Here is a 21977-nt window from a genome sequence, read left to right as displayed (position 1 = left end):
CATGACCGCGTCCATTCGCCCCGACCACCGCCTCCCCCGCCCCCTGAGCCTGGCGGCTCTGCTGCTGGTGACCGCCGGTACCGGCCCGGCGGCCTGGGCCCAGAGCGAGCCGGCCCTGCCCTCGCCCCGCAGCCAGCGCCCCCTCCCGATGGCGGCGTTGCCGCCGGCCCCACCCCCGGTGGGCATGCCCCGGCTGGCCAGCGAGGTCAGCTGCCCCAGCCTGCAGCGGCAGGTCGCCAAGGTGCTCGGCGCGGAGAGCCCCCGCTGGAGTGTCAGCGTCGCCGACGGCAGCGGTCGCCTGCTGGCCGACGTCAACGGGCGCCAGCCCCGGGTGCCGGCCTCCAACCAGAAGCTGGTCAGCAGCGCCTTCGCCCTCGATCGCCTCGGCCCGGACTACCGGCTCTCCACCCAGCTGTGGCGACTCCAGGACGGCACCCTGCGGCTCACGGGGCAGGGGGATCCCGACCTGGCCCTGCCCCAACTGCAGCGTTTCGCCCAGCTGGCGATGGCCGCCGGTGCCACCACCGCCGTGGGTGGCGCTCCGGTACGGCTGGAACTGGCGGAGGAAGCCTCCCAGAACTGGTGGCCCAGCGGCTGGCATGTGGCCGACCGGGCCTATGCCTACGGCGCCCCGATCACCCGGCTGGCGATCACCAGCAACGCCATCGACGATGCGGTGAGCAATCCGCCCTCCCGGCTGCAGACGCTGCTGCGTCGGGCCATGAACCAGCGCGGCGGGTCGCCCCTTCAACTGGCCTTGGTGTCCGCCCGCCAGCCCCTGCCCACCGACGCCGTGCTGATCCATGAGGAGCCCTCCACCTCGATGCATGGCTTGCTGAGCCTGGCCAACACCGAGAGCCACAACTTCACCGCCGAGGTGCTGCTGCGCCAGGCCGCCGGCACCTGGGATGTGGCCGAGGCCAGCCGCCTGAACACCCTCTGGCTGCTCGAACAGGGGCTGCCGATGGAGGGGGTCCGGGTGGCTGACGGCAGTGGCCTCGACCGCGCCAACAGGGTCACCAGCCGCTTCCTGGTGGCCCTGCTGCTGCGCATGGACCACCACCCCTATTCGAGGGACTACATCAGCTCGATGGCCATTGCCGGACGACGCGGCACCTTGCGCAACCTCTACAGGGGCACCAGCCTCGACGGCCGCCTTTTCGCCAAGACCGGTACCCTCACCGGTGTGCGCTCGATCAGCGGCGTTCTCCAGACGACGGACGGCCCCCGCTACATCAGTGCCGTCTCCGCCGGGGCGGGGGCGCCGAACACCATGATCGGCCGGGTCCTGCGGGAGGTGCAGGCCATGGGGGCCTGCCCTTCGCTGAGCTGAAGCAGCGCTGAGGCGACCGCCTCAGCTGGCCAGTCCGCGGCTGGCGGCACGCCGGAGTCGGCCCGCAGCCCGTCGGGCCCGATCCACCGCGGCATTCTCCAGGGGAATGGGGGCTTCGGGGGGGCGGCTGGCAGCCTGGGTCTCCTGGGCCTGCAGACGCACCAGCTCCCGGCGGCCACCGAGCACCACCTGGCTGAGCTCCTTGAGACGCACCTCCAGTTCCCCCAGCACCTGCTCGGCGTAGCGGTTGGCGCCCTCCTGGATGGTGGCCGCCTCCTGGCGGCTGCGGGCGATCAGGGCATCGCACTGCTGCTGGGTCTGCTGGCGGAACTGGAGCGCGTCGGCATGGAGCCGCTCGGCCTCGGCCTGGCTGTCCCGCTGGATGCGCAGCCCCTCCTGGCGGATGCCCTCCAGTTCTTGCAGGGCCTGGGCCCGGCTGCGCTCGTGCTGCTCGAGCAGCTGGCGGTTGCGCTCCGCCGCCTCCTGTTCCAGCTGCTGGCGCCGCTGCTGGGCCTCCTGCTCCAGCTGCTGCCGGCGGCCGGCGAACTGCTGCTCGAACTGGGCCATCCGGGCCTGGTGCTCCTGTTCGGTCTGGGCCACCTGCTGGCGGGCCTGCAGCACCATCTGCTCGCATTGCTGGCGGGCCAGTTCCCGCTGTTCCGTCACCTGGCGCTCCGCCTCCTGGCGGATGGCGGCGGCGTTGATCAGCTGCTCCCGCTCGCGCCGCGCCTGGGTGACGATCTCCTCGGCCTGCACCCGGGCCTTCTCGATGAAGCCCTCCCGCTGCCGGATCAGGTCCTCCGCCTGGGAGATCTGCCCGGGCAGGGCCTCCCGCAGCGCATCCATCATCTCGATGGCGTCCTGCTCGTTCACCAGGCGACCACCGCTGAAGGGGATCCGGCTGCCGTCGAGAACGATGTCCTCCAGCTGATCCAGCTGATCGAGAACGGTGAAACGGACCTCAGCCATATCGGGTTCCGGGAGCTGCCTGTCGATTAAAGAGCCTCTCCAGGTCGATCGCCACTCCCGGCGGGACCATGTGACCCACGTCGCCGCCGAAGCGGGCCACCTCCTTCACCACCGAGCTGCTGAGAAAGCTGTGGTGCGCTGCGGTGGCCATGAACAGGGTCTCGACCCGGGGGGCCAGGGTCCGGTTGGTGTGTGCGATCTGCAACTCGAACTCGAAGTCGCTCATCGCCCGCAGGCCCCGCAGGATCACCTGGGCGCCGCAGGTCTGGGCGTAGGTCACGGTCAGGCCGTCGAAATGGCCCACCTCGATGCCGGCCATTCCCTCGGTGGCCAGGCGGATCTGCTCCAGCCGCCGCTCCAGGGGGAAGGCGGGCTGCTTGGAGGGGTTCATCAGCACCGCCACCACAACCCCGTCGAAGAGGCCGGCCGCCCGCTCGATCAGGTCGAGGTGGCCCAGGGTGAGGGGATCGAAACTGCCGGGATAGAGGGCTCGCATCGTCCCAGCCTATGGAGACGGGCCAGGGCGGGGTCCCGGACCCGGACGGGTTCCTAGAGTCCATGGATTCCTGCCGCCCACCCCATGACCGACGTTGCCCTGGACGCGGCCGCCAAGAAGACCCTGCTGCGCAAGATCCCCCACGGCGTGTTCATCTGCGGGGTGGCCGAAGGCGAGGAGGTCAACGGCTTCACCGCCAGCTGGGTCACCCAGGGCTCCTTCGAGCCTCCCCTTGTGGTGATGGCGGTGCGCTCCGACTCCACCAGCAACGGCATGATCCAGCGCAGCGGGCGCTTCTGCCTCAACGTGCTGGCCGCCGACCAGAAGGACCTGGCCGCCGTGTTCTTCAAGCCCCAGAAGGGGGTGGGGGGGCGCTTCGATGCGGCTCCGTTCACCCTCGGCCCCCTGGGCCTGCCCGTGCTCGACGACGCCCTCGGCGCCGTGGAGTGCACCCTGGTGGGCCAGGTGGCCCACGGCGACCACACCGTCTTCGTGGGGGAAGTGAAGACGGCGACCCTGCACCGCGACGCCCCCGCCCTGGAACTGTCCGCCACGGGCTGGCAGTACGGCGGTTGAGGCCCCGCCATGGCTGAGCCGGTGGCCACCCCGGTCGGCACACCGGGCGGTGACGTCGTCGGACCGCTGCTGCTCCAGCGTGAGCGACTGTCGGCCCGGCTGCGGGAGCTGCCGGCGGAGCCGGGCTGCTACCTGATGCGGGATGCGAGCGACCGCATCCTCTACATCGGCAAGTCGAAGAGCCTGCGGGCCCGGGTGCGCAGCTACTTCCGCAGCTCCCACGACATCAGCCCCCGCATCGCCCTGATGGTGCGGCAGGTCTGCGAGATCGAGTTCATCGTCACCGACAGCGAGGCGGAGGCTCTGGCGCTCGAATCGAACCTGATCAAGAACCACCAGCCCCACTTCAACGTCCTGCTCAAGGACGACAAGAAGTACCCCTACCTCTGCATCACCTGGAGCGAGGCCTACCCCCGCATCTTCATCACCCGCCGGCGCCGGCTGCGCAGCCCCCTCGACCGCTTCTACGGCCCCTACGTGGATGTGGGCCTGCTGCGCCGCACCCTGGCCGTGGTCAAGCGGGTGTTCCCCCTGCGCCAGCGGCCCCAGCCCCTCTACCGTGACCGCACCTGCCTCAACTACGACATCGGCCGCTGCCCCGGCGTCTGCCAGGAGAAGATCGGCTCGGAGGACTACCACCGCATTCTGCGCAAGGTGGCGATGGTGTTCCAGGGCCGCAACGACGAGCTCCTGGATCTGCTGCGCCAGCAGATGGACCGCTATGCCGAGCGGCTGGATTTCGAGGCCGCCGCCCGGGTCCGCGACCAGCTGCAGGGCCTCGATCTGCTCACCGCCGACCAGAAGATGAGCCTGGGGGACAGTTCCGTCAGCCGGGATGTGATCGCCCTGGCGGCGGATGAGCGGGTGGCGGCCGTGCAGATCTTCCAGATGCGGGCCGGCAAGCTGGTGGGACGGCTGGGTTACACCGCCGACGCGGCGATCGCCACCCCGGCGGAGGTGCTGCAGCGGGTGGTCGAGGAGCACTACAGCCAGGTGGAGCCGGTGGAGATCCCGCCGGAACTGCTGCTGCAGCACCCGCTGCCGGCCCAGGAGCTGATCGGCGACTGGCTGGCGGAACGGCGGGGCCGCAAGGTGCGGCTGGCCGTGCCCCAGCGGCGCCAGAAGGCGGATCTGATCGAGCTGGTGGAGCGCAACGCCGGCTTCGAGCTGGCCCGGGCCCAGCGGGGGGCGGAACAGCAGCTGCTCGCCACCGAGGACCTGGCCCAGCTGCTGGAGCTGTCGGTGCCACCCCGGCGGATCGAGGGCTATGACATCAGCCACATCCAGGGCAGCGATGCCGTGGCGTCCCAGGTGGTGTTCATCGACGGCCTGCCGGCCAAGCAGCACTACCGCAAATACCGGATCCGCAGCAGCAGCATCCGCGCCGGCCACTCCGACGACTTCATGGCCATGGCGGAAATCATGCGGCGGCGTTTCCGCCGCTGGTCCCAGGCGAAGGCGGAGGGGGCCGACCTGGCGGCCCTGCGCCGGGCCGGTGCCTCGGCCCTGCACACCGACGGCCTCAGCGACTGGCCGGACGTGGTGATGATCGACGGCGGCAAGGGCCAGCTGTCGGCGGTGATGGAGGCCCTGCGGGAGCTGGATCTGCACGAGGACCTGACGGTGTGCTCCCTGGCCAAGCAGCGGGAGGAGGTCTTCCTGCCGGGCGCCAGCCAGCCCCTCGACACCGAGGCCGACCAGCTGGGGGTGGTGCTGCTGCGGCGGCTGCGGGACGAGGCCCACCGCTTCGCCGTCAGCTTCCACCGCCAGCAGCGGGGTGAGCGGATGAAACGCTCCCGCCTCAGCGACATCGCCGGCCTGGGCCCCAAGCGGGTCAAGGATCTGCTGGCCCACTTCCGCTCCATCGACGCCATCCAGCTGGCCAGCCCCGAGCAGATCGCCGCCGTGCCCGGCATGGGGCCCGCCCTGGCACGGCAGGTGTGGGAGCACTTCCATCCCCCCTTGGACGCGGCCGACGAGGCCGACGTCCGCGACGGGGAACCCCTGGAACTGGCGGGATGAGGCCGGCCCTGCGGAGCTGGGGTGTGGGGGACTGGGCCGGGCTGCTGCTGGCCCTGCTGCTGCTGCTGCCGTTCGTTCCGGCGCCCGTGGCGGCGTCCCCGGGGCTCTGCGTCGGTCCGGTCTGCGGGGATGAGATCAGTCGCAGCGCCAAGCACCACTGGCAGTTGAGGCTCCGGGTCAGCGACCAGGAGAGCCGGCGGGAGCGGATCGTGGTGGATTGCCGCGATGGCGCCATCAGTCCGCGGCTGGGGCCCGTGGACCGGGCCTACAGCGCCGCCGTGGCCCGCCGTTGCTGCCGCCTGGTGGGGGAGGGCTGAGCCCAGCCCACCCCATGGCGACGAACCGCAGCACGGCGTCTAACTTGACGGTCCGTCGCCCATCGCCCTCCCCCGGGCCCTGACATGACGCTGCCCCTGTCCCTGGCCGTGACCCTGCCCCCCGAGGCCTACCTCTGGTTCAAGACCCTCCACATCGTCGGCGTGGTGGTGTGGTTCGCCGGGTTGTTCTACCTGGTGCGCCTGTTCATCTACCACCGGGAGGCCGCCGAACTGGAGCCGCCCCTGCGCCAGGCCTTCGAGCAGCAGTACGGGCTGATGGAGCGGCGTCTGGCCAACATCATCACCACCCCGGGCATGGTGGTGGCCGTGGCGATGGCGGTGGGCCTGCTGCTGGTGGAGCCCCTCTGGCTGAAGCAGGCCTGGATGCACGCCAAGCTGGCCGTCGTGGCGGCGCTTCTCGCCTACCACTGGTTCTGCTACCGGCTGATGGGCCAGCTGCAGCGCGGTGTGTGCAACTGGAGCGGCCGCCAGCTGAGGGCCCTCAACGAGCTGCCCACCCTGATGCTGGTGCTGGTGGTGATGCTGGTCGTCTTCAAGAACCAGTTCCCCACCGGTGCCGCCACCTGGTTCCTGGTGGCCCTGGTGGTGTTCATGGCCGCCTCGATCCAGTTCTATGCCCGCTGGCGGCGGTTGCGCGTCGAACGGCTGGCCCAGCAGGAGAGCGGTGGTGCTGCGGCCTGAGGCTCTCGCCCATCCCCTCACCCCGGTGCTGCGCCAGGTGCGGGCCGACAGCTGCCCGGAGCGGTTCAACTTCCACTGCCACACGATCTGCAGCGACGGCAGCCTCCAGCCTGAAGATCTGGCGGCCGAGGCCGTGGCCATCGGCCTGGAGCACCTGGCCGTCACCGACCACCACGGCCTCGCCGCCCATGCCGCCATCAGCGCCGCCCTGGACGACCACCGCCGGCGGGGGGCGGCCCCACCCACCCTCTGGCGCGGTGTGGAGATCAGCTGTCTGCTGGAGGGATGCCTGGTGCATGTGCTGGGGCTGGGCTTCGCCGAGGAGCATCCCTCCCTCCACCCCTACCTGCAGGGCAACGCCGTCGTCGGGCCGGCCCTGCGGGCCGAGGCGGTGGTGGCGGCGATCCGGCAGGCGGGGGGGCTGGTGCTGCTGGCCCACCCCGCCCGCTACCGGCTGCCCCACCAGCGCCTGATCGCGGCGGCGGCGGATCTGGGCTTCGACGGCGCCGAGGTCTGGTACGACTACGCCATGCAGACCCGCTGGCAGCCGACGCCGCTGGTGTGCGAAGCGATCGCCGCCGACCTGGAGCGCCGAGGTCTTCTGATGAGTTGTGGTACGGATACCCATGGGCTGGTGCTCCGCGGCCGCTAGGGTTTGCTGACACGTTTCTCCTTGCGTCGATGGGCCTGTTCGATCGTCTGTTCGGTTCCCGTGCCGCTTCGGTGACCAAGCCTGAGGCTGCCGCCAAGGCCAAACCGAAGGCCGAGACCTTCTTCCTCGATCCCGAGGCCTCCACCAGCCTTGGCGATGTCAAGTTCATGAAGCGCTCGAACACCATCCGCCACACCTTCCCCGGCAACGCCGACAGCCCCGGCGACAAGGAGATGGTGGCCGAAGTGGCGTCGATGGAAGCCCGGGTGGAGAAGATGACCCCCGGTCTGGCCGGCATTCAGCCCACCGAGAAGGGGTCGGTCAACCTCACCGGCGGCATCCCCAAGCCTGTCAAGAAGACCTTCGCCCAGCAGATGAGCGCCGCCGAGCTCGGCCAGCGCATGAAGGGGGCGGCCGTCACTCCGACCAACCTGCCCGGTGGTCCGGCGGCGGCCAAGCAGAAGAAGGAGGCCGAGACCCAGGGTCAGCCGGCCAGCTCCCAGGCGGCGGCCAAGCCCGGCACCACCGACCCGTTCCGCTCCATGGTGAGGGACCTGGAGCTCTGATCCCCTCCAAGTCGGGAGCCTGGTTCAGCGTTGCTCCACCAGGCTCTCGCTCTCCAGCACCAGTTGCCGGAGCCGCTCCAGCCGCTCCGGATCGGCCCCGTCCCAGAGGCCGCGATGGTGCGCCTCGAGAAGCCGTTCGGCCATGTCCCGCAGGGCCCAGGGGTTGGAGCGGGCCAGAAACTCCCGCACGGCCCCGTCCTCGAGCCAGGCGGCGCTGATGGCGCCGTAGCCCCAGTCGGGGACGCGTCCGGTGCTGGCGTCGTAGGCGAACAGGTAATCGAGGCTGGCGGCCATCTCGAAGCCGCCCTTGTAGCCATGCTCCTGCATGGCGGAGATCCAGCGGGGATTGAGCAGCCGTGAGCGCAGCACCTTGTCGAACTCGCGCTCGAGCCGGTGCAGCCGGGGGCGTTGGCTGCGGGAATGGTCCCCGAACCAGAGGGCCGGGGACCGGCCCTGGAGTCGCTCGGCGGCGGCACTGAGCCCCCCCTGGAACTGGTAGTAGTCGTCGGAATCCAGCAGGTCGTGCTCCCGGTTGTCCTGGTTGTGCAGCACCACCTGCACCTGGGACAGGCGACGTTCCAGGCCGACACGATCCGCCGTGGCGTCGATGGCGCCGCCGCTGGCCCCGTCGCCGGGATCACCGTCGTAGCGCCAGGCGCTCCAGTTGAGGAAGGCGTCGCCCAGGTCGCCCCGTTCCTCCCAGTGGCCGCTGTCAATCAGGCCCTGCAGCCCGGCCCCGTAGGCGCCGGGCGCCGAACCGTAGATCCGCCCCCCGTGGCCCTCCTGCCGTGAGGAGGCCGCCAGCGGGTTGTCTTCGGGGGCCTCCTCCAGGGCGGCCACCAGGCGGGTGGCACGGTTGAACCAGCCCACCAGCTGGGGGAAGGCATCGCGGAACAGGCCGGAGATGCGCAGGGTGACGTCCACCCGCGGCCGGCCGAGCAGACGCAGGGGAATCACCTCCACGTCCACGAGCCGGCGGGTGGGGCCATCCCAGACGGGCCGCACCCCCATCAGGGCCAGGGCCTGACCGATGTCCTCGCCGCCGTTGCGCATGGTGGCGGTGCCCCACACCGACAGGGCCAGGGTGCGCAGGTCCTCGCCCTCCTCCTGGAGATGGAGCTGGAGCAGCAGCTCAGCGCTGCGCCGCCCCAGGTCCCAGGCGGCTTCCGTCGGCAGACCGCGCAGGTCGACGCTGTAGAAGTTGCGCCCCGTCGGCAGCAGGTCCGGCCGCCCGCGGGTGGGCGCCCCCGAAGGCCCGGCGGCGATGCGCCCGCCGGCCAGGCCGGTGAGCAAGGCCTGGCGCTCCGCCGCGCCGCAGGCCAGCAGGGGCGGCAGCAGGGCCCGGCGCAGGTGCGCCAGTGCCCGTGCGGTGGCCGGCCCCGGCGGCTCCCGTGGAGCCTCGGGGGCTTCGCCCAGCTCCTCCTGCACGAGTGCCAGGGCCCGGGCCTCCAGCAGGGCCACCCCATCACCGATGTGGCGCAGCAGGGGACCGCTCCCCGCGAAGGCGGTGAGCCGGCCGCGGTCGTCGGCAGTGAGGGGGGCCTCCTCAGGATCGGACCAGGGGTCGAGGTCCAGGCCCAGGTCGAAAGCCAGGGCCTGGGTGAGCCCGGTCACCCCGCCCTGGGGCGCCCGGGCCAGGCACAGCAGCAGTTCGGCCAGCTTCGCCGGCCCCGGCAGGGTGCCGAAGGTGTGCAGGCCCAGGCGGATCTGGGCTTCCTTGAGCTCGCACAGGTAGCCGTCGGCCGCCTCCAGCTGCCCGTCCAGATCTGGCTGGGCCGTGGCGGGCAGCTGCAGTTCCTCCAGCCGCTGAGCCAGCCGCTCCCGCAGCAGCGGGGCTCGGGCGCTGCCCATCTGGCACGCCTCCCAGTATTCGTCCAGGAGGGTCTCGAGGCATTGAAGATCCCCGTGCAGGCCGGCCCGTCCAAGGGGCGGGGTCAGGTGGTCGAGGATCACGGCCTGGGCACGGCGCTTGGCCTGGCTGCCCTCGCCCGGGTCGTTGACGATGAAGGGATAGAGGTGCGGCAGGGGGCCAAGGGCCCACTCGGGGAAGCAGTCCTGCGACAGCCCCAGCCCCTTGCCGGGCAGCCATTCCAGGTTGCCGTGCTTGCCCACGTGCACCACCACCTGGGCACCGAACCGCTCCCGCAGCCAGAGGTACTGGGCCAGGTAGGCGTGGGTGGGGGGCAGATCGGGGCTGTGGTAGCTGAGGCTTGGATCCCGGTCGTAGCCCCGCTCGGGCTGGATCAGCACCAGCACCCGGCCGAAGCGCAGCCCGCGCACCGGAAAGGCCTGGCGCGTGACCCCGTCGGCCAGCACCGCCGGCTCCAGGCCCGCGTCGGCCTCGGGCGGCCCCCAGACCGCCTCCAGCCGCTGGCGGCCCTCCGGCGGCAGGGTGGAATACCAGGCCTGGTAGGTGGCGAGGGGCAGGTGGTCCAGGGGCGGACGGTGGCCGCTCTCCGGATCGTTGCTGCGGCCCTCCAGCAGCCGGTGGATGAGGACATCGCCGTCGTTCGGCAGATCCACGGCCGCCCCCAGGTCGTAGCCGGCCTCCGCCAGCCAGCCCAGCATCAGGGCGGCGCTCGCCGGGGTGTCGAGGCCGACACCGTTGGCGAGGCGACTGTTGCGGTTGGGGTAGTTGGCCAGCACCAGGGCCACGCGGCGTCCGGCGGCGGGCGTGCGGCGCAGTTCGATCCAGCCGCCGGTGAGGCGGGCGATCCAGTCGAGGCGCTCCCGGTCGGGTACGTAACGGTGTAGGGCCGTGGCCAGGCTATCGCTGGTGGCGCTCCGCTCCTTGAAGGCCCCCACCCGGGTGGTGAGGCGCCCGTCCAGTTCCGGCAGGGCCACCTGGAGGCTGAGGTCCAGGGGGGCCAGGCCGATGCTGCTGGCACGCCAGGCGTCACGGCTGCGGCCGCTGCAGAGCACCTGCAGCACCGGCACCCCCAGTCGCTCCCACAGGGGCGCCCCCAGCCCCGCATCTTCGAAGGACACCGAGGCGAAGCCGGTGCCGCAGAGCACCGCCTCCGCCCCCTCCCTGGCCAGGAGATCGGCCACCCCCCGCTGCACGGCGGCATCGCGCAGGCTGCTCACCCACAGGGCCCGCGGCGCCAGCCCCCGGCCGCGCAGGGCCTCCAGCAGCGCCTCCATCAGGGCCAGATCCCCCGCCTGCCAGAGGGCCCGGTAGAGGATCACCCCCACCCGCGAGCCGGGCTCATCCCGCCAGTCATGGGGGAGGGGATCGGCGGCCGGTGCGGGCCAGGGCGGCTCGGGACGTTCCCCGGCCAGAAGGCCGGCCAGGGTCCGCAGCAGGAGGCGCAGATTGGCCGCCCCCCCCTCCCGCAGGCAGGCGGCACAGGCCGACGCCAGCGGCCCGTCGAGGCTGCCGAGGCAGGCCAGGGCCTGCTCCTCCTCGGCGGTGCCGGCCAGCACCAGCAGCTGGCGGCCTTCGCCGCTGCCGGCCCAGTGGCGCAGGCACTCCAGCCCGTAGCTCCAGTGGCCGCGTCCGCCCAGCAGCCGCACCACCACCAGCCGAGTGCTGGCGAGGCTGGTGGCCACGTAGTGGTCGATCACCGCCGGGTGCTGCAGGCACGAGAGATTGAGGGCGCGCAGGTCGGACGGCAGCAGTTCCGGCTCGACCTCGAGCAGCTGGGCAACGGCCAGCAGATCCGTGTCGGCGCTGCTGAGCAGCACCACCGGTGCCGGTGGCTGCTCGACGAACAGGCCGCCGTCCTCCTCCGTCCTGTCCCCGGCGATGGACGCGAGTCGATGCATGGCCCCATCCTGCCTAACGCGATGAGAAGATCGCATCGTCGCCACCGCCCTCCATGCACCAGTTCCTGCCCTATGCCTGGTTCGGCGGACAATGCGTCCCCTTTGCCGAGGCCACCCTGTCGGTGGCCACCCATGCGCTGCACTACGGCACGGGCGCCTTCGGTGGCATGCGCGCCCTCCCCAACCCCACCGACACCAGCGAAATCCTGCTGTTCCGCGCCGATCGCCATGCCCATCGGCTCAGCCAGAGCGCCCGGCTGCTGCTGGCCGAGCTGCCGGAGGAGACGATCCACCATGCCATCGCCGCCTTCCTGAAGGCGAACCGGCCCACCTGTCCGATCTATCTGCGACCGTTCGTCTACACCAGCGACCTCGGCATCGCCCCGCGGCTGCACAACATCCAGACCGACTTCCTCATCTACGGCATCGAGATGGGTGACTATCTCTCCCCTGAGGGTGTGAGCTGCCGGATCAGCAGTTGGTGCCGCCAGGAGGACCGCTCCCTGCCCCTGAGGGGCAAGATCAGTGGCGCCTACATCACCAGTTCCCTGGCCAAGACGGAAGCCGTCAAGAGCGGCTTTGACGAGGCCCTGCTGCTCAACAGCCGCGGCAAGGTGAGTGAGGCCAGCGGCATGAACCTGTTCATCGTCCGGGACGGGGTGCTGATCACCCCCGGCGTCGACCAGGACATCCTTGAGGGCATCACCCGGGCCAGCATCATGGAGCTGGCGCGCGCGATGGACATCCCCGTGCTCGAGCGGGCTGTCGACAAGACCGAGCTGATGATCGCCGACGAGGTGTTCCTCAGTGGCACGGCCGCCCGCGTCACCCCGGTGCGCCGGATCGAATCCACCGACCTCTCCAGCCACCGTCCCGTGATGGAGCGTCTGCGCGACCGCCTCACGGCGATCACGGAGGGCCGCGATCCTTCCTATGACCACTGGGTCACCCGCATCCGCATCGACGCCTGATGGTCGTCACCGCCGCCATCCACCACCCCACCGACCGCATCGGCTTCCTCGAGTGGCTGCACGGTCCGACCCGGCCCGTGCTCGTCTTCGACGGCGCGACGGGGACCTCTCTGCAGGAGATGAACCTGACGGCCGAGGATTTCGGTGGTGCGGCCCTGGAGGGCTGCAACGAGAACCTGGTCTTCACCCGGCCCGATGCGGTCCAGGCGGTGCACCGCCAGTTCCTGGAGGTGGGTTGCGACGTGATTGAGACCGACACCTTCGGGGCGGCCTCGATCGTGCTGGCCGAGTACGGACTGGAGGACCAGGCCTTTGCCATCAACCGCCGGGCCGCCGAACTGGCCCGCGAAATGGCCGCCGCCTACAGCACGCCGGAGAAGCCCCGGTTCGTGGCCGGCTCGATGGGGCCCACCACCAAGCTGCCCACCCTCGGCCACATCGACTTCGACACGATGAAGGCCTCGTTCCGCGAGCAGGCTGCCGGCCTGATCGCCGGTGACGTCGACCTGTTCATCGTCGAGACCTGCCAGGACGTGCTGCAGATCAAGGCGGCCCTGCAGGGCATCGAGGAGGCCTTCAGCGCCGCCGGGGAGCGGCGGCCCCTGATGGTCTCGGTGACCATGGAGACCACCGGCACCATGCTGGTGGGCTCCGACATCGCCGCCGTGGTGGCGATCCTGGAGCCGTTCCCCATCGACGTGCTCGGCCTCAACTGCGCCACAGGCCCGGAGCAGATGAAGGAGCACATCCGCTACCTGAGTCAGCACAGTCCCTTCGTGGTGAGCTGCATCCCCAATGCGGGGCTGCCCGAGAACATCGGCGGGGTGGCCCACTACCGGCTCACCCCCACCGAGATGCGGATGCAACTGATGCACTTCGTCGAGGATCTGGGGGTCCAGGTGATCGGTGGCTGCTGCGGCACCACCCCGGCCCACATCGGTGCCCTGGCGGATCTCGCCGCCGACCTGAAGCCTGCCCCCCGCGAGGTGCGGCTGCCCCGGCAGCGGCTGGAGCGGCCGCCGCTCCACTACGAGCCCGCAGTGGCCTCGATCTATGGCGTCACCCCCTACTTCCAGGACAACTCCTTCCTGATCATCGGCGAGCGGCTCAATGCCAGCGGCTCGAAGAAGGTGCGCGAACTGCTCAACGCCGAGGACTGGGATGGCCTGGTGGCGGTGGCCCGCGGCCAGGTGAAGGAGAATGCCCATGTGCTCGATGTGAACGTCGACTACGTGGGGCGCGATGGGGTGAAGGACATGCACGATCTGGTGAGCCGCCTGGTCACCAACGTCAACCTGCCGCTGATGCTCGATTCCACCGAGTGGCAGAAGATGGAGGCGGGACTCAAGGTGGCCGGAGGCAAGTGCATTCTCAACTCCACCAACTACGAGGACGGCGACGAGCGCTTCTTCAAGGTGCTGGAACTGGCCCGCGACTACGGTGCCGGCGTGGTGGTGGGCACCATCGATGAAGAGGGCATGGCGCGCACCGCCGAGCGCAAGTTCGCCATCGCCCAGCGGGCCTACCGGGATGCGCTCGAATTCGGCCTGCCGGCCCACGAGATCTTCTACGACCCCCTCGCCCTGCCCATCTCCACCGGCATCGAGGAGGATCGGGCCAACGCAGCCGCCACGATCGAAGCGATCCGCCGCATCCGCCAGGATCTTCCCGGCGTGCATGTGGTGCTGGGCGTCAGCAACGTCAGCTTCGGGCTGTCCCCGGCGGCCCGCATCGTGCTCAATTCGGTGTTCCTGCACGACTGCTGCGCCGCCGGCATGGATGCGGCGATCGTCAGCCCGGCGAAGATCCTTCCCCTGGCGAAGATCAGCGAGGAGCATCAGCAGATCTGCCGCGACCTGATCCACGACCGGAGACGCTTCGAGGACGGCATCTGCGTCCACGACCCCCTCACCCTGCTGACCACCGAATTTGAAGGGGTCAGCGCCAGGGAGGCCAGGGCCTCAGGGCCATCCCTGGCCGATCTGCCGCTGGACGAGCGGCTCAAGCAGCACATCATCGACGGCGAGCGCATCGGCCTGGAGTCCGCCCTTGAGGAGGCCCTGGCGGAGCATCCACCGCTGAAGATCATCAACACCTTCCTGCTGGATGGCATGAAGGTGGTGGGCGAACTGTTCGGCTCCGGGCAGATGCAACTTCCCTTCGTGCTGCAGAGCGCCGAAACCATGAAGGCGGCCGTCGCCTTCCTCGAACCGCACATGGAGCGCAAGGAAGGCGAATCCAGCAGTAAGGGCAAGTTTCTGATCGCCACCGTCAAGGGTGACGTTCACGACATCGGCAAGAACCTGGTGGACATCATCCTCACCAACAATGGCTATGAGGTGGTGAATCTGGGCATCAAGCAGAGCGTCGACGCGATCGTCGAGGCCCAGCGGCAGCACGGCGCCGACTGCATCGCCATGAGCGGCCTGCTGGTGAAATCCACCGCCTTCATGAAGGACAACCTCGAGACCTTCAATGAGGTCGGCATCTCCGTTCCCGTCATCCTCGGCGGTGCGGCACTGACGCCGCGGTTCGTCAATGGCGACTGCCGAGCGGCCTACCGGGGCCAGGTGATCTACGGACGGGACGCCTTCGCCGACCTGCGCTTCATGGACGCCCTGATGGAGGCCAAGGCGGCCGGCCGCTGGGACGACCGTCAGGGTTTCCTCGACGGCGCTCCCGATGGCCTGGGGCTGGGCGAGACCACGTCGTCGTCGTCGTCGCCGGCTGCCGATTCAGGTCAGGCATCCGCGGAGCCGGGGGAGACTCCGTCGGACTCGCAGCCCGTGCCAGCCGAGCCGGTGGCGGCCGGCAGCGTGGAGCGCTCCGCGGCGGTGCCCGCCGAAGCGGCGATCGCGCCCCCCTTCTGGGGCACCCGGGTGCTCACCGAGACGCAGATCGACCTCGAGGAGGTGGTCGCCTACCTGGATCGCAACGCCCTCTTCGCCGGCCAGTGGCAACTGCGCAAGACCCAGCAGCAGAGCCGGGAGGCCTATGAGGCCATGCTCGCCGAGAAGGCGGAGCCGGTGCTGCAGGAGTGGCTCGGCCGCTGCCGGCAGGAGGGTCTGCTCACCCCCCGGGTGGCCTACGGCTACTTCCCCTGCGGCCGCGAGGGCAACGCCTTGGTGGTGTTCGATCCCACCGCGATGGACGACCGGGACCCGCCCACCAACGGCGGCGGCGAGCTGGGGCGATTTGCCCTGCCCCGCCAGCGCAGCGGCAACCGCTACTGCATCGCCGACTTCTACCGCGACCTGGAACCGGCAGCGAACGGCGCCCCCCGCCCGTCCGACGTGCTGCCCATGCAGGCCGTCACGATGGGGGAAGGGGCCACCAGCTTCGCCCAGGAGCTCTTCCGGGCCGATCGCTACAGCGACTACCTCTACTTCCATGGACTGGCGGTCCAGATGGCCGAGGCCCTGGCCGAATGGACCCATGCCCGCATCCGCCGGGAGATGGGATTCGCCGAGGCCGAGCCGGCTGCCCTCCGGGATGTGCTGGCCCAGCGCTACCGGGGCAGCCGCTACTCCTTCGGCTATCCCGCCTGCCCGAACGTGGCCGATTCGCGCCAGCAGCTCGCCTGGCTGGACACCGGCCGCATCGGCCTGACGATGGACGAGAGCGACCAGCTGGAGCCAGAGCAGAGCACCACCGCGCTGGTGGCCCTGCACAGCCAGGCCCGCTACTTCAGCGCCTGAGGCCGGCCCCCCTGCCATGGCAGGCTTTGTTCATCCTTCGCATCCCAGGCCATGGCCATCGCAGGACCCGGCGGCGTCGATGACGCCATCGCGGCGGGTGTGGATCTTGACGGCTCCCCGATCCCGGCCGCCATGCTTGCCCTCTACGGCGAAGTGATGGAACTGGAGAGCCGCCGGGCCCGCAGCGGGGTGAAGAAGTCGATGCGGAATCGCATCGTCCGCACCGGAGCCAAGCATCTGGACCGGCTCACCCTCGACCAGCGCCTCCGTGAAGCAGGCTGGGAGGGCCTCAAGGACAAGGAGATCGCGTTCTTCTACGGCTGAGGGCGCACGAGGACCTCAGCGGCGGGGGCTTCAGCTACAGAGCTCCTCGAGGCTGTCGATCACGTCCTGTTGGAAGGTGTCGAGGGCGTCGGAGTCGCTGAGGTCGATCCCCTCACCTGCGGCGTTCTGGGTGAGCTCCTGGAAGTGGAAGGCACCCTCCCCATGGGCCAGAAACTCCATGGCGGAGGGCTCACCGCTTTCCTTGTAGGCGTCGCAGAGGGCCAGGAAGGCCGCATCCTCGGTGAAATCCCAGCTCATGAAGGGGGTCGTGCTGAAAGACCTTTAACCCCTCTCCCCCGGAATTCGTCAACCTCCTGGGGGCAATTTGTGCCAGTCCTCCGTCAGACTCTCCCCGTTCCTGCACCGCACCGGCCTTGGTCGCCTCCCCCCTGCAGCCCCCCGCCGAAAGCCACAACGTGCTGGGAGAACCGTTGCAGGAGTGTGGATGTGCGCCGCTCACCGGATGGTTCAGAGACGGCTACTGCCATGCCGATCCCGGTGATTTCGGCCGCCACACGGTCTGCTGTGTGGTGAACGAGTCCTTTCTGACCTACAGCCGTGCCCAGGGCAACGACCTGTCGACTCCGGTACCGGCCTACAACTTCCCAGGCCTGCGCCCCGGCGACCACTGGTGCGTTTGCGCCGCCCGCTGGCTGGAGGCCTATGAGGACGGCATGGCCCCGCCGGTGCGACTGGAGAGCTCCGCCCTCTCCACCCTTGAGGTGATCCCCCTGGACGTCCTGCGCAGCCACGCCGCCTGAGCGGCGTCCTGCCTCCGGCGCCTCACCAGGGCACCGCCTGGCCGTCCCAGGCGAGGAAGGCTCCGCTTCTGGCCGCTGTCTGGGCCTCCAGCACATCGAGCAGGTGGCCGGCGGCCCGATCCGGGCTGAACAGGGTCAGGGGCGGCACGGAGCGGCCGAAGGGAGCCGAGAGCGGCGTGGCCGTGGTGCCTGGATGGAGGAGGGTGACGCAGGCCAGGGGGAGCCGGCGCTGCCACTCGATCGCCAGGGTGCGCAGCAGCTGGTTCTGGGCCGCCTTGGCCGCCCGGTAGGCGTACCAGCCGCCGAGCCGGTTGTCGCCGATGCTGCCCACCCGGGCCGAAAGACTGGCGAAGTGCACTGGCTGGTCCCTGGGCAGGGCAGCCTCGATCGCCTGGGCCAGCAGCAGGGGGCCGAAGGCGTTGATGGCGAAGCTGCGCTCCAGGGCCTGGCGGTTCACCTGGGAGAGACGCTTCTCCGGCTGCAGGGCCCCGTCGTGCAGCAAGCCGGCCGTGTTGATCACGACCCGGAGCGGCGCGAGCTCGGCGGGAGCACGGGCGGCCAGCGCGGCCAGGCTGGCGTCATCGGTCAGATCCAGCGGGATGTGCGCCCGGCGGCGACCGGCGGTGCGGATCCGCAGCCCCGGCGCGCGCCTTGCCAGCTCGGCCGCCAGCGCCAGCCCGATGCCCCCCGGGCCGACGATCAGGGCCTGCCCCTCCCAGTCGTGCCAGTGGGGGTAGGTGGCGATCGGCATGGCGGGCAGGGGGATGGCGCATGATGGCAGTTCCATCCGGGGAATCGCCCCGCGCATCGGTCCATGGGTCTGCGCATCACCGTGCTGGGTCGGGGTGCCTGGGGCGGCACGTTGCTGCGGCTCTGGGAGCGCCAGGGGCACCAGCTGCGCAGCTGGTCGCGGCGCGACGGTGGAGATCCGGCCTCCGCACTCCAGGACTGCGACCTGGCGGTGGTGGCCGTCTCGATGGTGGGGGTCGCCCCCCTGGGCCTGGGCCTGCAGGGGCGCTGGCCGGAGGGCCTGCCGCTGCTGAGTTGCAGCAAGGGGATTGATCTGGACAGCCTGTGCACCGCCAGTCAGCTCTGGCGGCGCCACCTGCCGGCGGTGCCGCTGGCGGTGCTGAGCGGCCCGAATCTGGCCGAGGAGCTCGACCGGGGCCTGCCCGCGGCCAGCGTGCTCAGCAGCGACGACCCCGGCCTGGCCCGCCGGCTGCAGGAGCAGTTACGGACCCCGCACCTGCGCCTGTACACGAACGCCGATCCCATCGGCACCGAGGCGGCAGGAGCCCTCAAGAACGTGATCGCCCTGGCCGCGGGCATCAGCGACGGCCTGGGCCTGGGGGCAAACGCCAAGGCCTCCCTGCTGTGCCGGGGGCTGGCGGAGATCGCCGTCGTGCTCCAGGCCCTCGGCGGTCAGTCGACCACCCTCTACGGCCTGGCCGGTCTGGGGGATCTGCTGGCCACGGCCAACAGCAGCCTCAGCCGCAACTACCGCTTCGGCAGCCTGCTGGCCGAGGGTTGTGACGAGAGCACAGCCCTCGGCCGCATCGGCGCCACCGTGGAGGGGCCCCGCACTGCCCGCGCCACCCTGGCCCTGGCCGAGAGGGAGGGCTGGCAACTGCCCATCTGCGCCCAGGTGGTGCGTCTGCTGGCGGGGGAGCTGGAGGCCCGGCAGGCCGTCCAGGAGCTGATGCAGCGCGACCTGCGGGCCGAAGCGGTCGCCTGAGCCGGGACGGCCGTGCCGGCGTGGCACCGCGGTGCAATGGGGCGACCGTCCTGCGCCGGGCGGCGGCGGAGACGGATTCTCCGGCATGATCCTTGCATTCCTTTGTGAATCCTTGCCGTGAGCCGGCATGTCACGGCCGCCATCGCCGCTCTCCGGGCCACGGGCCGGCGACTGATGCAGGGGTGTCGCCGCCACCCGATCCTGCTCACCGCCCCCCTGGCCATCGTGGCGGTGGGAGCCGGTTTCGCCGCCCAGGAGCTGATCCCGGCGGGGGCCTCCCGCTCGGATCCCGACCTGCTCGAAGCCCTGATCGCCCAGCCCCGGGAGCTCTCCCAGCAGGCCACCGAAGCCAGCGAAGCCCCGGACAGGAATCTGCTGGCGGCGGCGTCCCTGCAGGCCCAGCGCACCAGCCTGAGCGATCCCGACCCTGCCCTGGTGGAGCCGGAGGCCGGCGCGGAGGTCCCCCTCGAGATCCGGGTGGCCCTGCTAGGCGCCTCCCCGTCCCCAAGGCTGGGCGCCAGCGGCGTCTGGCGGCTGGTCGACCGGGACGGGCGCCCGGTCCAGGAGGGCGGGCCCGGTGACGCACCCGATCTGGCGGCGGCCATGGCCGGACGGGCCGAGGTCTGGATGGAGACGGGGTCCGACCACGTCCTGCAGGTGGACGGCCGTCCCTACGAAGGCCGGCTGCGGGTGCTGCGCGGATCCCAGGGCCTCCAGCTGGTGAACCACGTCTCCCTGGAGCGCTACATCAGTTCGGTGGTGGGTGCGGAAATGCCCAGCAGCTGGAACATGGAGGCCCTCAAGGCCCAGGCCGTGGCGGCCCGGTCCTACGCCATGGCCCACATGGCCCGTCCGGCCAGTGCCCACTGGCACCTGGGCGACACCACCCGCTGGCAGGCCTACCGGGGCCTGGGCAGCGTCACCGCCCGCACCCGCCAGGCCACCGCCAGCACCTCCGGGGTGATCCTCAGCTACCAGGGGGGCATCGTCGAAAGCCTCTACGCGGCCACCACCCGCATTACCCAGGAGGCCCACGGCCATCTGGGGGCCAGCATGAGCCAGCACGGCGCCCAGGATCTGGCGGAGCAGGGACTGCGGTACAACGAGATCCTCGGGCGCTACTACCGGGGCGCCTCCCTGGCCCGACTGCAGGCCGGTGCGAGCTGAGCGCCAATGGCAACGGGCCCGTGAGGTCTCGGAGCTGGCCCGCCACCAGGGTGCCCTGGTGCCCCTCGACACACGCATCCTGCCGGTTCCCGGGATGGAGCCTTTCGTCCTGCGCGAGCTGCTCTCCTCCGCGCCCCGGCACCTGCGCCAGGGGGGGCCCCGGCCCAATCCCTTCCTGCCCTGGGACAGGCCGCTGCAGGTGGACCTGCTCGAGCCCGCCCACGTTCTGCTGCTGAACAAGTACCCGGTGCAGGAAGCACACCTGCTGGTGATCACCCGTGACTGGCGCCCCCAGGGCGGCTGGATCGAGGGCTCCGACTGGCAGGCGGTGGCGCAGGTGGGCCGGGACACCGGCGGTCTGTGGTTCTTCAACAGCGGCGCCCGCTCCGGAGCCAGCCAGCCCCATCGCCATCTGCAGCTGCTGCCGCGCCGACCTGGCGAGCCCAGCTGCCCCCTGGCGCCGTTGTTCCTGGAGCAGCTGGAGACGGGGAAGCCCGCCTGGAGCTGGGCCTACCGACTCAGCCGGCGCAGTGATCCCCTGGGTGGGTCCGATCTGGAGGGTTTGTACCACGCCCATGCCCGGGCCCTGGAACTGGGGGATCCGGGCCGCGACGGCGAGCCCCAGCACCCCTACAACCTGCTGTTCGACGACGACTGGTTCCTGACCGTGCGAAGGGTGCGGGAGCATGGGGCGGGATTCAGCGTCAACGCCCTGGGCTTCGCGGGCTTCCTGCTGATCACCGAGGGCTCCGACAGGGGTTGGCTGACACGGCATGGTCCCTGGGCCCTGCTGAAGGACGTGGCCGCCCCCCGTTCCTGAACCCAACGAACAACTTCCGTGTTTCCACGGTTGTGCGTTTCTGGCCCCCTGGCCCTCTCTGGAAAAGGAGCGCACCGCCAGCCGTCATCGGCGCCGCGGCGCGCCCTGCTTCCCCGACATCGCCGACGCCCCAGCCCCACGACCATGGCCCCCTCCCCCTCCTGCCGCCAGGCCCTTCCCTCCGACGCCGCCTGCCGCAATCGGCGCGTTGAGCAGTACCGGGCCGTGGTCCGTCCCCTGGCGTTGCACTATTCCCGCTGCAGCCGTGAATCCGTCGAGGATCTGCTCCAGGTGGGTCTGATGGGGCTGATCCGGGCCGCCGAGCTCTACCGCGAGGATCGCCGGACCCCCTTCGAGGCCTTCGCCAGGCCCCACATCCGCGGGGCGATCCTCCACTACCTGCGGGATGTGGCGCCGCTGGTGCGGTTGCCGCGGCGCCAGGCGGAACTTCAGGAACGGTTCAACAGGCTCAGCCATCACCCCGCCCTCCTGGCGGATCCGGCCCGGGCGATCACGCAGCTGAGCATCTCCATGGGCATCACCCCGGCGGAGTGGCGACGGCTGGAGCTGCAGCGGCTGCTGGCCAGGCCCGCCAACCTCGACGATCCGGCACTGGTCGAGGCCGTGGCGGCCAGCACCGCCAGCGAACCTTGCCGCCAGGAGGAGCCGGGGCCGTCCGTGGCGGGGCTGCTGGCCCTGCTGGAGCCCCGCCAACAGCTGGTGGTGCGCCAGGTGGTTCTGGCGGGCTGGAGCTACCGGCGCCTCGGGCGCCAGATGGACGTCAGCCCGATGACGGTGAAACGCCTGCTGCACAAAGGGCTGGAGCAGCTCCGACTGGAGCTCGACGCCCGCGGGCTCACCCCGGGTGGTCGGCCTGATCGCGGTGCATCTGCTGTTCCAGGGTGCTGATGGCCGCGTTCATCGCGGCCAGCTGCCGTTCGATGCCATCGCGCCAGAAACTGAGCAGGCGCAGCTTGCGTTCCTGATACCGCCGCAGGGCGCTGGCTCCGGACTCCGACCCGGAGCAGTACCCGAAGGGAGGAATCATGACAAAATCTGCAGAGTGCGACCGTTCTAGCGAGCCCGTCGTTCCATCCGGG

21 protein-coding genes are annotated in these 21977 nt (G+C 70.6%); 15 read left to right on the top strand and 6 right to left on the bottom strand.

The genetic code is table 11. The annotated features are described in order from the left end of the window. Position 1 precedes the first annotated feature (1 nt). Positions 2-1333, top strand: coding sequence for a D-alanyl-D-alanine carboxypeptidase/D-alanyl-D-alanine-endopeptidase (locus tag VB738_RS04885; protein ID WP_323304680.1), 1332 nt, complete (start codon positions 2-4; stop codon positions 1331-1333). Positions 1334-1354: 21 nt separating this feature from the next. On the opposite strand, the gene VB738_RS04880 is transcribed toward VB738_RS04885, so the two are convergent. Next, complete coding sequence (locus VB738_RS04880) at positions 1355-2302, bottom strand: hypothetical protein (RefSeq protein WP_323304679.1); 948 nt, start codon at positions 2300-2302, stop codon at positions 1355-1357. Next, positions 2295-2798 carry a pantetheine-phosphate adenylyltransferase gene (gene coaD / locus VB738_RS04875; protein ID WP_323304678.1) on the bottom strand — a complete coding sequence of 168 codons (504 nt, stop codon included), beginning with the start codon at positions 2796-2798 and terminating at the stop codon, positions 2295-2297. The genes VB738_RS04880 and coaD overlap by 8 nt, the downstream gene beginning before the upstream one ends. Positions 2799-2882: 84 nt before the next feature. On the opposite strand from coaD, the gene VB738_RS04870 reads away from it, so the two are divergent. From VB738_RS04870 to VB738_RS04845, 6 genes are all read left to right on the top strand, one after another. Further along, a complete protein-coding gene (locus VB738_RS04870) occupies positions 2883-3374 on the top strand; it encodes a flavin reductase family protein (protein WP_323304677.1) in 492 nt (163 codons plus the stop codon). A gap of 9 nt (positions 3375-3383) precedes the next feature. Continuing rightward, entirely contained in the window at positions 3384-5396 is a 2013-nt protein-coding gene (gene uvrC / locus VB738_RS04865) for an excinuclease ABC subunit UvrC (RefSeq protein WP_323304676.1), read from the top strand. Continuing rightward, entirely contained in the window at positions 5393-5713 is a 321-nt protein-coding gene (locus VB738_RS04860; protein WP_323304675.1) for a hypothetical protein, read from the top strand. Before uvrC ends, VB738_RS04860 begins: the two co-directional genes overlap by 4 nt. Before the next feature lie 84 nt (positions 5714-5797). Continuing rightward, positions 5798-6415, top strand: a complete 618-nt coding sequence (hemJ, locus tag VB738_RS04855) for a protoporphyrinogen oxidase HemJ (protein ID WP_323304674.1) — start codon at positions 5798-5800, stop codon at positions 6413-6415. Next, entirely contained in the window at positions 6402-7067 is a 666-nt protein-coding gene (locus tag VB738_RS04850) for a PHP domain-containing protein (protein ID WP_323304673.1), read from the top strand. Before hemJ ends, VB738_RS04850 begins: the two co-directional genes overlap by 14 nt. A 29-nt stretch (positions 7068-7096) precedes the next feature. Continuing rightward, on the top strand, positions 7097-7633 hold the full coding sequence (locus VB738_RS04845) for a hypothetical protein (protein WP_323304672.1): 537 nt from the start codon (positions 7097-7099) through the stop codon (positions 7631-7633). A gap of 24 nt (positions 7634-7657) precedes the next feature. On the opposite strand, the gene cobN is transcribed toward VB738_RS04845, so the two are convergent. Beyond that, positions 7658-11401, bottom strand: a complete 3744-nt coding sequence (cobN, locus tag VB738_RS04840) for a cobaltochelatase subunit CobN (RefSeq protein ID WP_323304671.1) — start codon at positions 11399-11401, stop codon at positions 7658-7660. A gap of 53 nt (positions 11402-11454) precedes the next feature. On the opposite strand from cobN, the gene VB738_RS04835 reads away from it, so the two are divergent. Genes VB738_RS04835 through VB738_RS04825 form a run of 3 tightly spaced genes read left to right on the top strand, consistent with a single transcriptional unit; the run spans position 11455 to position 16394 of the window. Next, positions 11455-12372: a branched-chain amino acid transaminase gene (locus VB738_RS04835; protein WP_323304670.1), complete on the top strand. Its 918-nt coding sequence runs from the start codon at positions 11455-11457 to the stop codon at positions 12370-12372. Continuing rightward, positions 12372-16070, top strand: a complete 3699-nt coding sequence (gene metH, locus VB738_RS04830; protein WP_323304669.1) for a methionine synthase — start codon at positions 12372-12374, stop codon at positions 16068-16070. The genes VB738_RS04835 and metH overlap by 1 nt, the downstream gene beginning before the upstream one ends. 51 nt (positions 16071-16121) lie before the next feature. Beyond that, positions 16122-16394 carry a DUF4090 family protein gene (locus VB738_RS04825; protein ID WP_094584569.1) on the top strand — a complete coding sequence of 91 codons (273 nt, stop codon included), beginning with the start codon at positions 16122-16124 and terminating at the stop codon, positions 16392-16394. Positions 16395-16424: 30 nt separating this feature from the next. Here VB738_RS04825 and VB738_RS04820 read toward each other — a convergent pair whose 3' ends face one another. Then, positions 16425-16652 (bottom strand): hypothetical protein, encoded by a 228-nt coding sequence (locus tag VB738_RS04820; RefSeq protein ID WP_106220000.1) that lies wholly within the window; start codon positions 16650-16652, stop codon positions 16425-16427. A 116-nt stretch (positions 16653-16768) separates the two neighbouring features. Here VB738_RS04820 and VB738_RS04815 point away from each other — a divergent pair, with 116 nt between their 5' ends. Continuing rightward, positions 16769-17155: a DUF2237 domain-containing protein gene (locus tag VB738_RS04815; protein WP_323304668.1), complete on the top strand. Its 387-nt coding sequence runs from the start codon at positions 16769-16771 to the stop codon at positions 17153-17155. A 22-nt stretch (positions 17156-17177) separates the two neighbouring features. Here VB738_RS04815 and VB738_RS04810 read toward each other — a convergent pair whose 3' ends face one another. Continuing rightward, positions 17178-17942 (bottom strand): SDR family NAD(P)-dependent oxidoreductase, encoded by a 765-nt coding sequence (locus VB738_RS04810; RefSeq protein ID WP_416233151.1) that lies wholly within the window; start codon positions 17940-17942, stop codon positions 17178-17180. 27 nt (positions 17943-17969) lie between these two features. Here VB738_RS04810 and VB738_RS04805 point away from each other — a divergent pair, with 27 nt between their 5' ends. From VB738_RS04805 to VB738_RS04790, 4 genes are all read left to right on the top strand, one after another. Next, positions 17970-18890 (top strand): NAD(P)H-dependent glycerol-3-phosphate dehydrogenase, encoded by a 921-nt coding sequence (locus tag VB738_RS04805; RefSeq protein WP_323304667.1) that lies wholly within the window; start codon positions 17970-17972, stop codon positions 18888-18890. Positions 18891-19007: 117 nt separating this feature from the next. Next, positions 19008-20057 carry a SpoIID/LytB domain-containing protein gene (locus tag VB738_RS04800; RefSeq protein WP_323304666.1) on the top strand — a complete coding sequence of 350 codons (1050 nt, stop codon included), beginning with the start codon at positions 19008-19010 and terminating at the stop codon, positions 20055-20057. Then, a complete protein-coding gene (locus VB738_RS04795) occupies positions 20047-20877 on the top strand; it encodes a DUF4922 domain-containing protein (protein ID WP_323304665.1) in 831 nt (276 codons plus the stop codon). Before VB738_RS04800 ends, VB738_RS04795 begins: the two co-directional genes overlap by 11 nt. A gap of 144 nt (positions 20878-21021) precedes the next feature. Further along, positions 21022-21786 carry a sigma-70 family RNA polymerase sigma factor gene (locus tag VB738_RS04790; protein ID WP_323304664.1) on the top strand — a complete coding sequence of 255 codons (765 nt, stop codon included), beginning with the start codon at positions 21022-21024 and terminating at the stop codon, positions 21784-21786. Here VB738_RS04790 and VB738_RS04785 read toward each other — a convergent pair. Then, positions 21734-21925, bottom strand: a complete 192-nt coding sequence (locus tag VB738_RS04785) for a sigma factor SigF (protein WP_323304663.1) — start codon at positions 21923-21925, stop codon at positions 21734-21736. The two genes, VB738_RS04790 and VB738_RS04785, sit on opposite strands and share 53 nt — an antisense overlap. Positions 21926-21977: the final 52 nt, after the last annotated feature.

The organism is Cyanobium gracile UHCC 0139 (assembly GCF_034931325.1).
GTDB classification, from domain to species: domain Bacteria; phylum Cyanobacteriota; class Cyanobacteriia; order PCC-6307; family Cyanobiaceae; genus Cyanobium; species Cyanobium gracile_B.
This window is presented reverse-complemented; position numbering and strand designations above follow the sequence as displayed.

What these genes read in the sequence shown, in the direction of transcription:
- VB738_RS04885 (WP_323304680.1), top strand. Translation starts at nt 2, where the DNA reads ATGACCGCGTCCATTCGCCCCGACCACCGCCTCCCCCGCCCCCTGAGC.
- VB738_RS04880 (WP_323304679.1), bottom strand. Translation starts at nt 2,302, where the DNA reads ATGGCTGAGGTCCGTTTCACCGTTCTCGATCAGCTGGATCAGCTGGAG.
- coaD (WP_323304678.1), bottom strand. Translation starts at nt 2,798, where the DNA reads ATGCGAGCCCTCTATCCCGGCAGTTTCGATCCCCTCACCCTGGGCCAC.
- VB738_RS04870 (WP_323304677.1), top strand. Translation starts at nt 2,883, where the DNA reads ATGACCGACGTTGCCCTGGACGCGGCCGCCAAGAAGACCCTGCTGCGC.
- uvrC (WP_323304676.1), top strand. Translation starts at nt 3,384, where the DNA reads ATGGCTGAGCCGGTGGCCACCCCGGTCGGCACACCGGGCGGTGACGTC.
- VB738_RS04860 (WP_323304675.1), top strand. Translation starts at nt 5,393, where the DNA reads ATGAGGCCGGCCCTGCGGAGCTGGGGTGTGGGGGACTGGGCCGGGCTG.
- hemJ (WP_323304674.1), top strand. Translation starts at nt 5,798, where the DNA reads ATGACGCTGCCCCTGTCCCTGGCCGTGACCCTGCCCCCCGAGGCCTAC.
- VB738_RS04845 (WP_323304672.1), top strand. Translation starts at nt 7,097, where the DNA reads ATGGGCCTGTTCGATCGTCTGTTCGGTTCCCGTGCCGCTTCGGTGACC.
- cobN (WP_323304671.1), bottom strand. Translation starts at nt 11,401, where the DNA reads ATGCATCGACTCGCGTCCATCGCCGGGGACAGGACGGAGGAGGACGGC.
- VB738_RS04835 (WP_323304670.1), top strand. Translation starts at nt 11,455, where the DNA reads ATGCACCAGTTCCTGCCCTATGCCTGGTTCGGCGGACAATGCGTCCCC.
- metH (WP_323304669.1), top strand. Translation starts at nt 12,372, where the DNA reads ATGGTCGTCACCGCCGCCATCCACCACCCCACCGACCGCATCGGCTTC.
- VB738_RS04825 (WP_094584569.1), top strand. Translation starts at nt 16,122, where the DNA reads ATGGCCATCGCAGGACCCGGCGGCGTCGATGACGCCATCGCGGCGGGT.
- VB738_RS04820 (WP_106220000.1), bottom strand. Translation starts at nt 16,652, where the DNA reads ATGAGCTGGGATTTCACCGAGGATGCGGCCTTCCTGGCCCTCTGCGAC.
- VB738_RS04810 (WP_416233151.1), bottom strand. Translation starts at nt 17,942, where the DNA reads ATGGAACTGCCATCATGCGCCATCCCCCTGCCCGCCATGCCGATCGCC.
- VB738_RS04805 (WP_323304667.1), top strand. Translation starts at nt 17,970, where the DNA reads ATGGGTCTGCGCATCACCGTGCTGGGTCGGGGTGCCTGGGGCGGCACG.
- VB738_RS04790 (WP_323304664.1), top strand. Translation starts at nt 21,022, where the DNA reads ATGGCCCCCTCCCCCTCCTGCCGCCAGGCCCTTCCCTCCGACGCCGCC.
- VB738_RS04785 (WP_323304663.1), bottom strand. Translation starts at nt 21,925, where the DNA reads ATGATTCCTCCCTTCGGGTACTGCTCCGGGTCGGAGTCCGGAGCCAGC.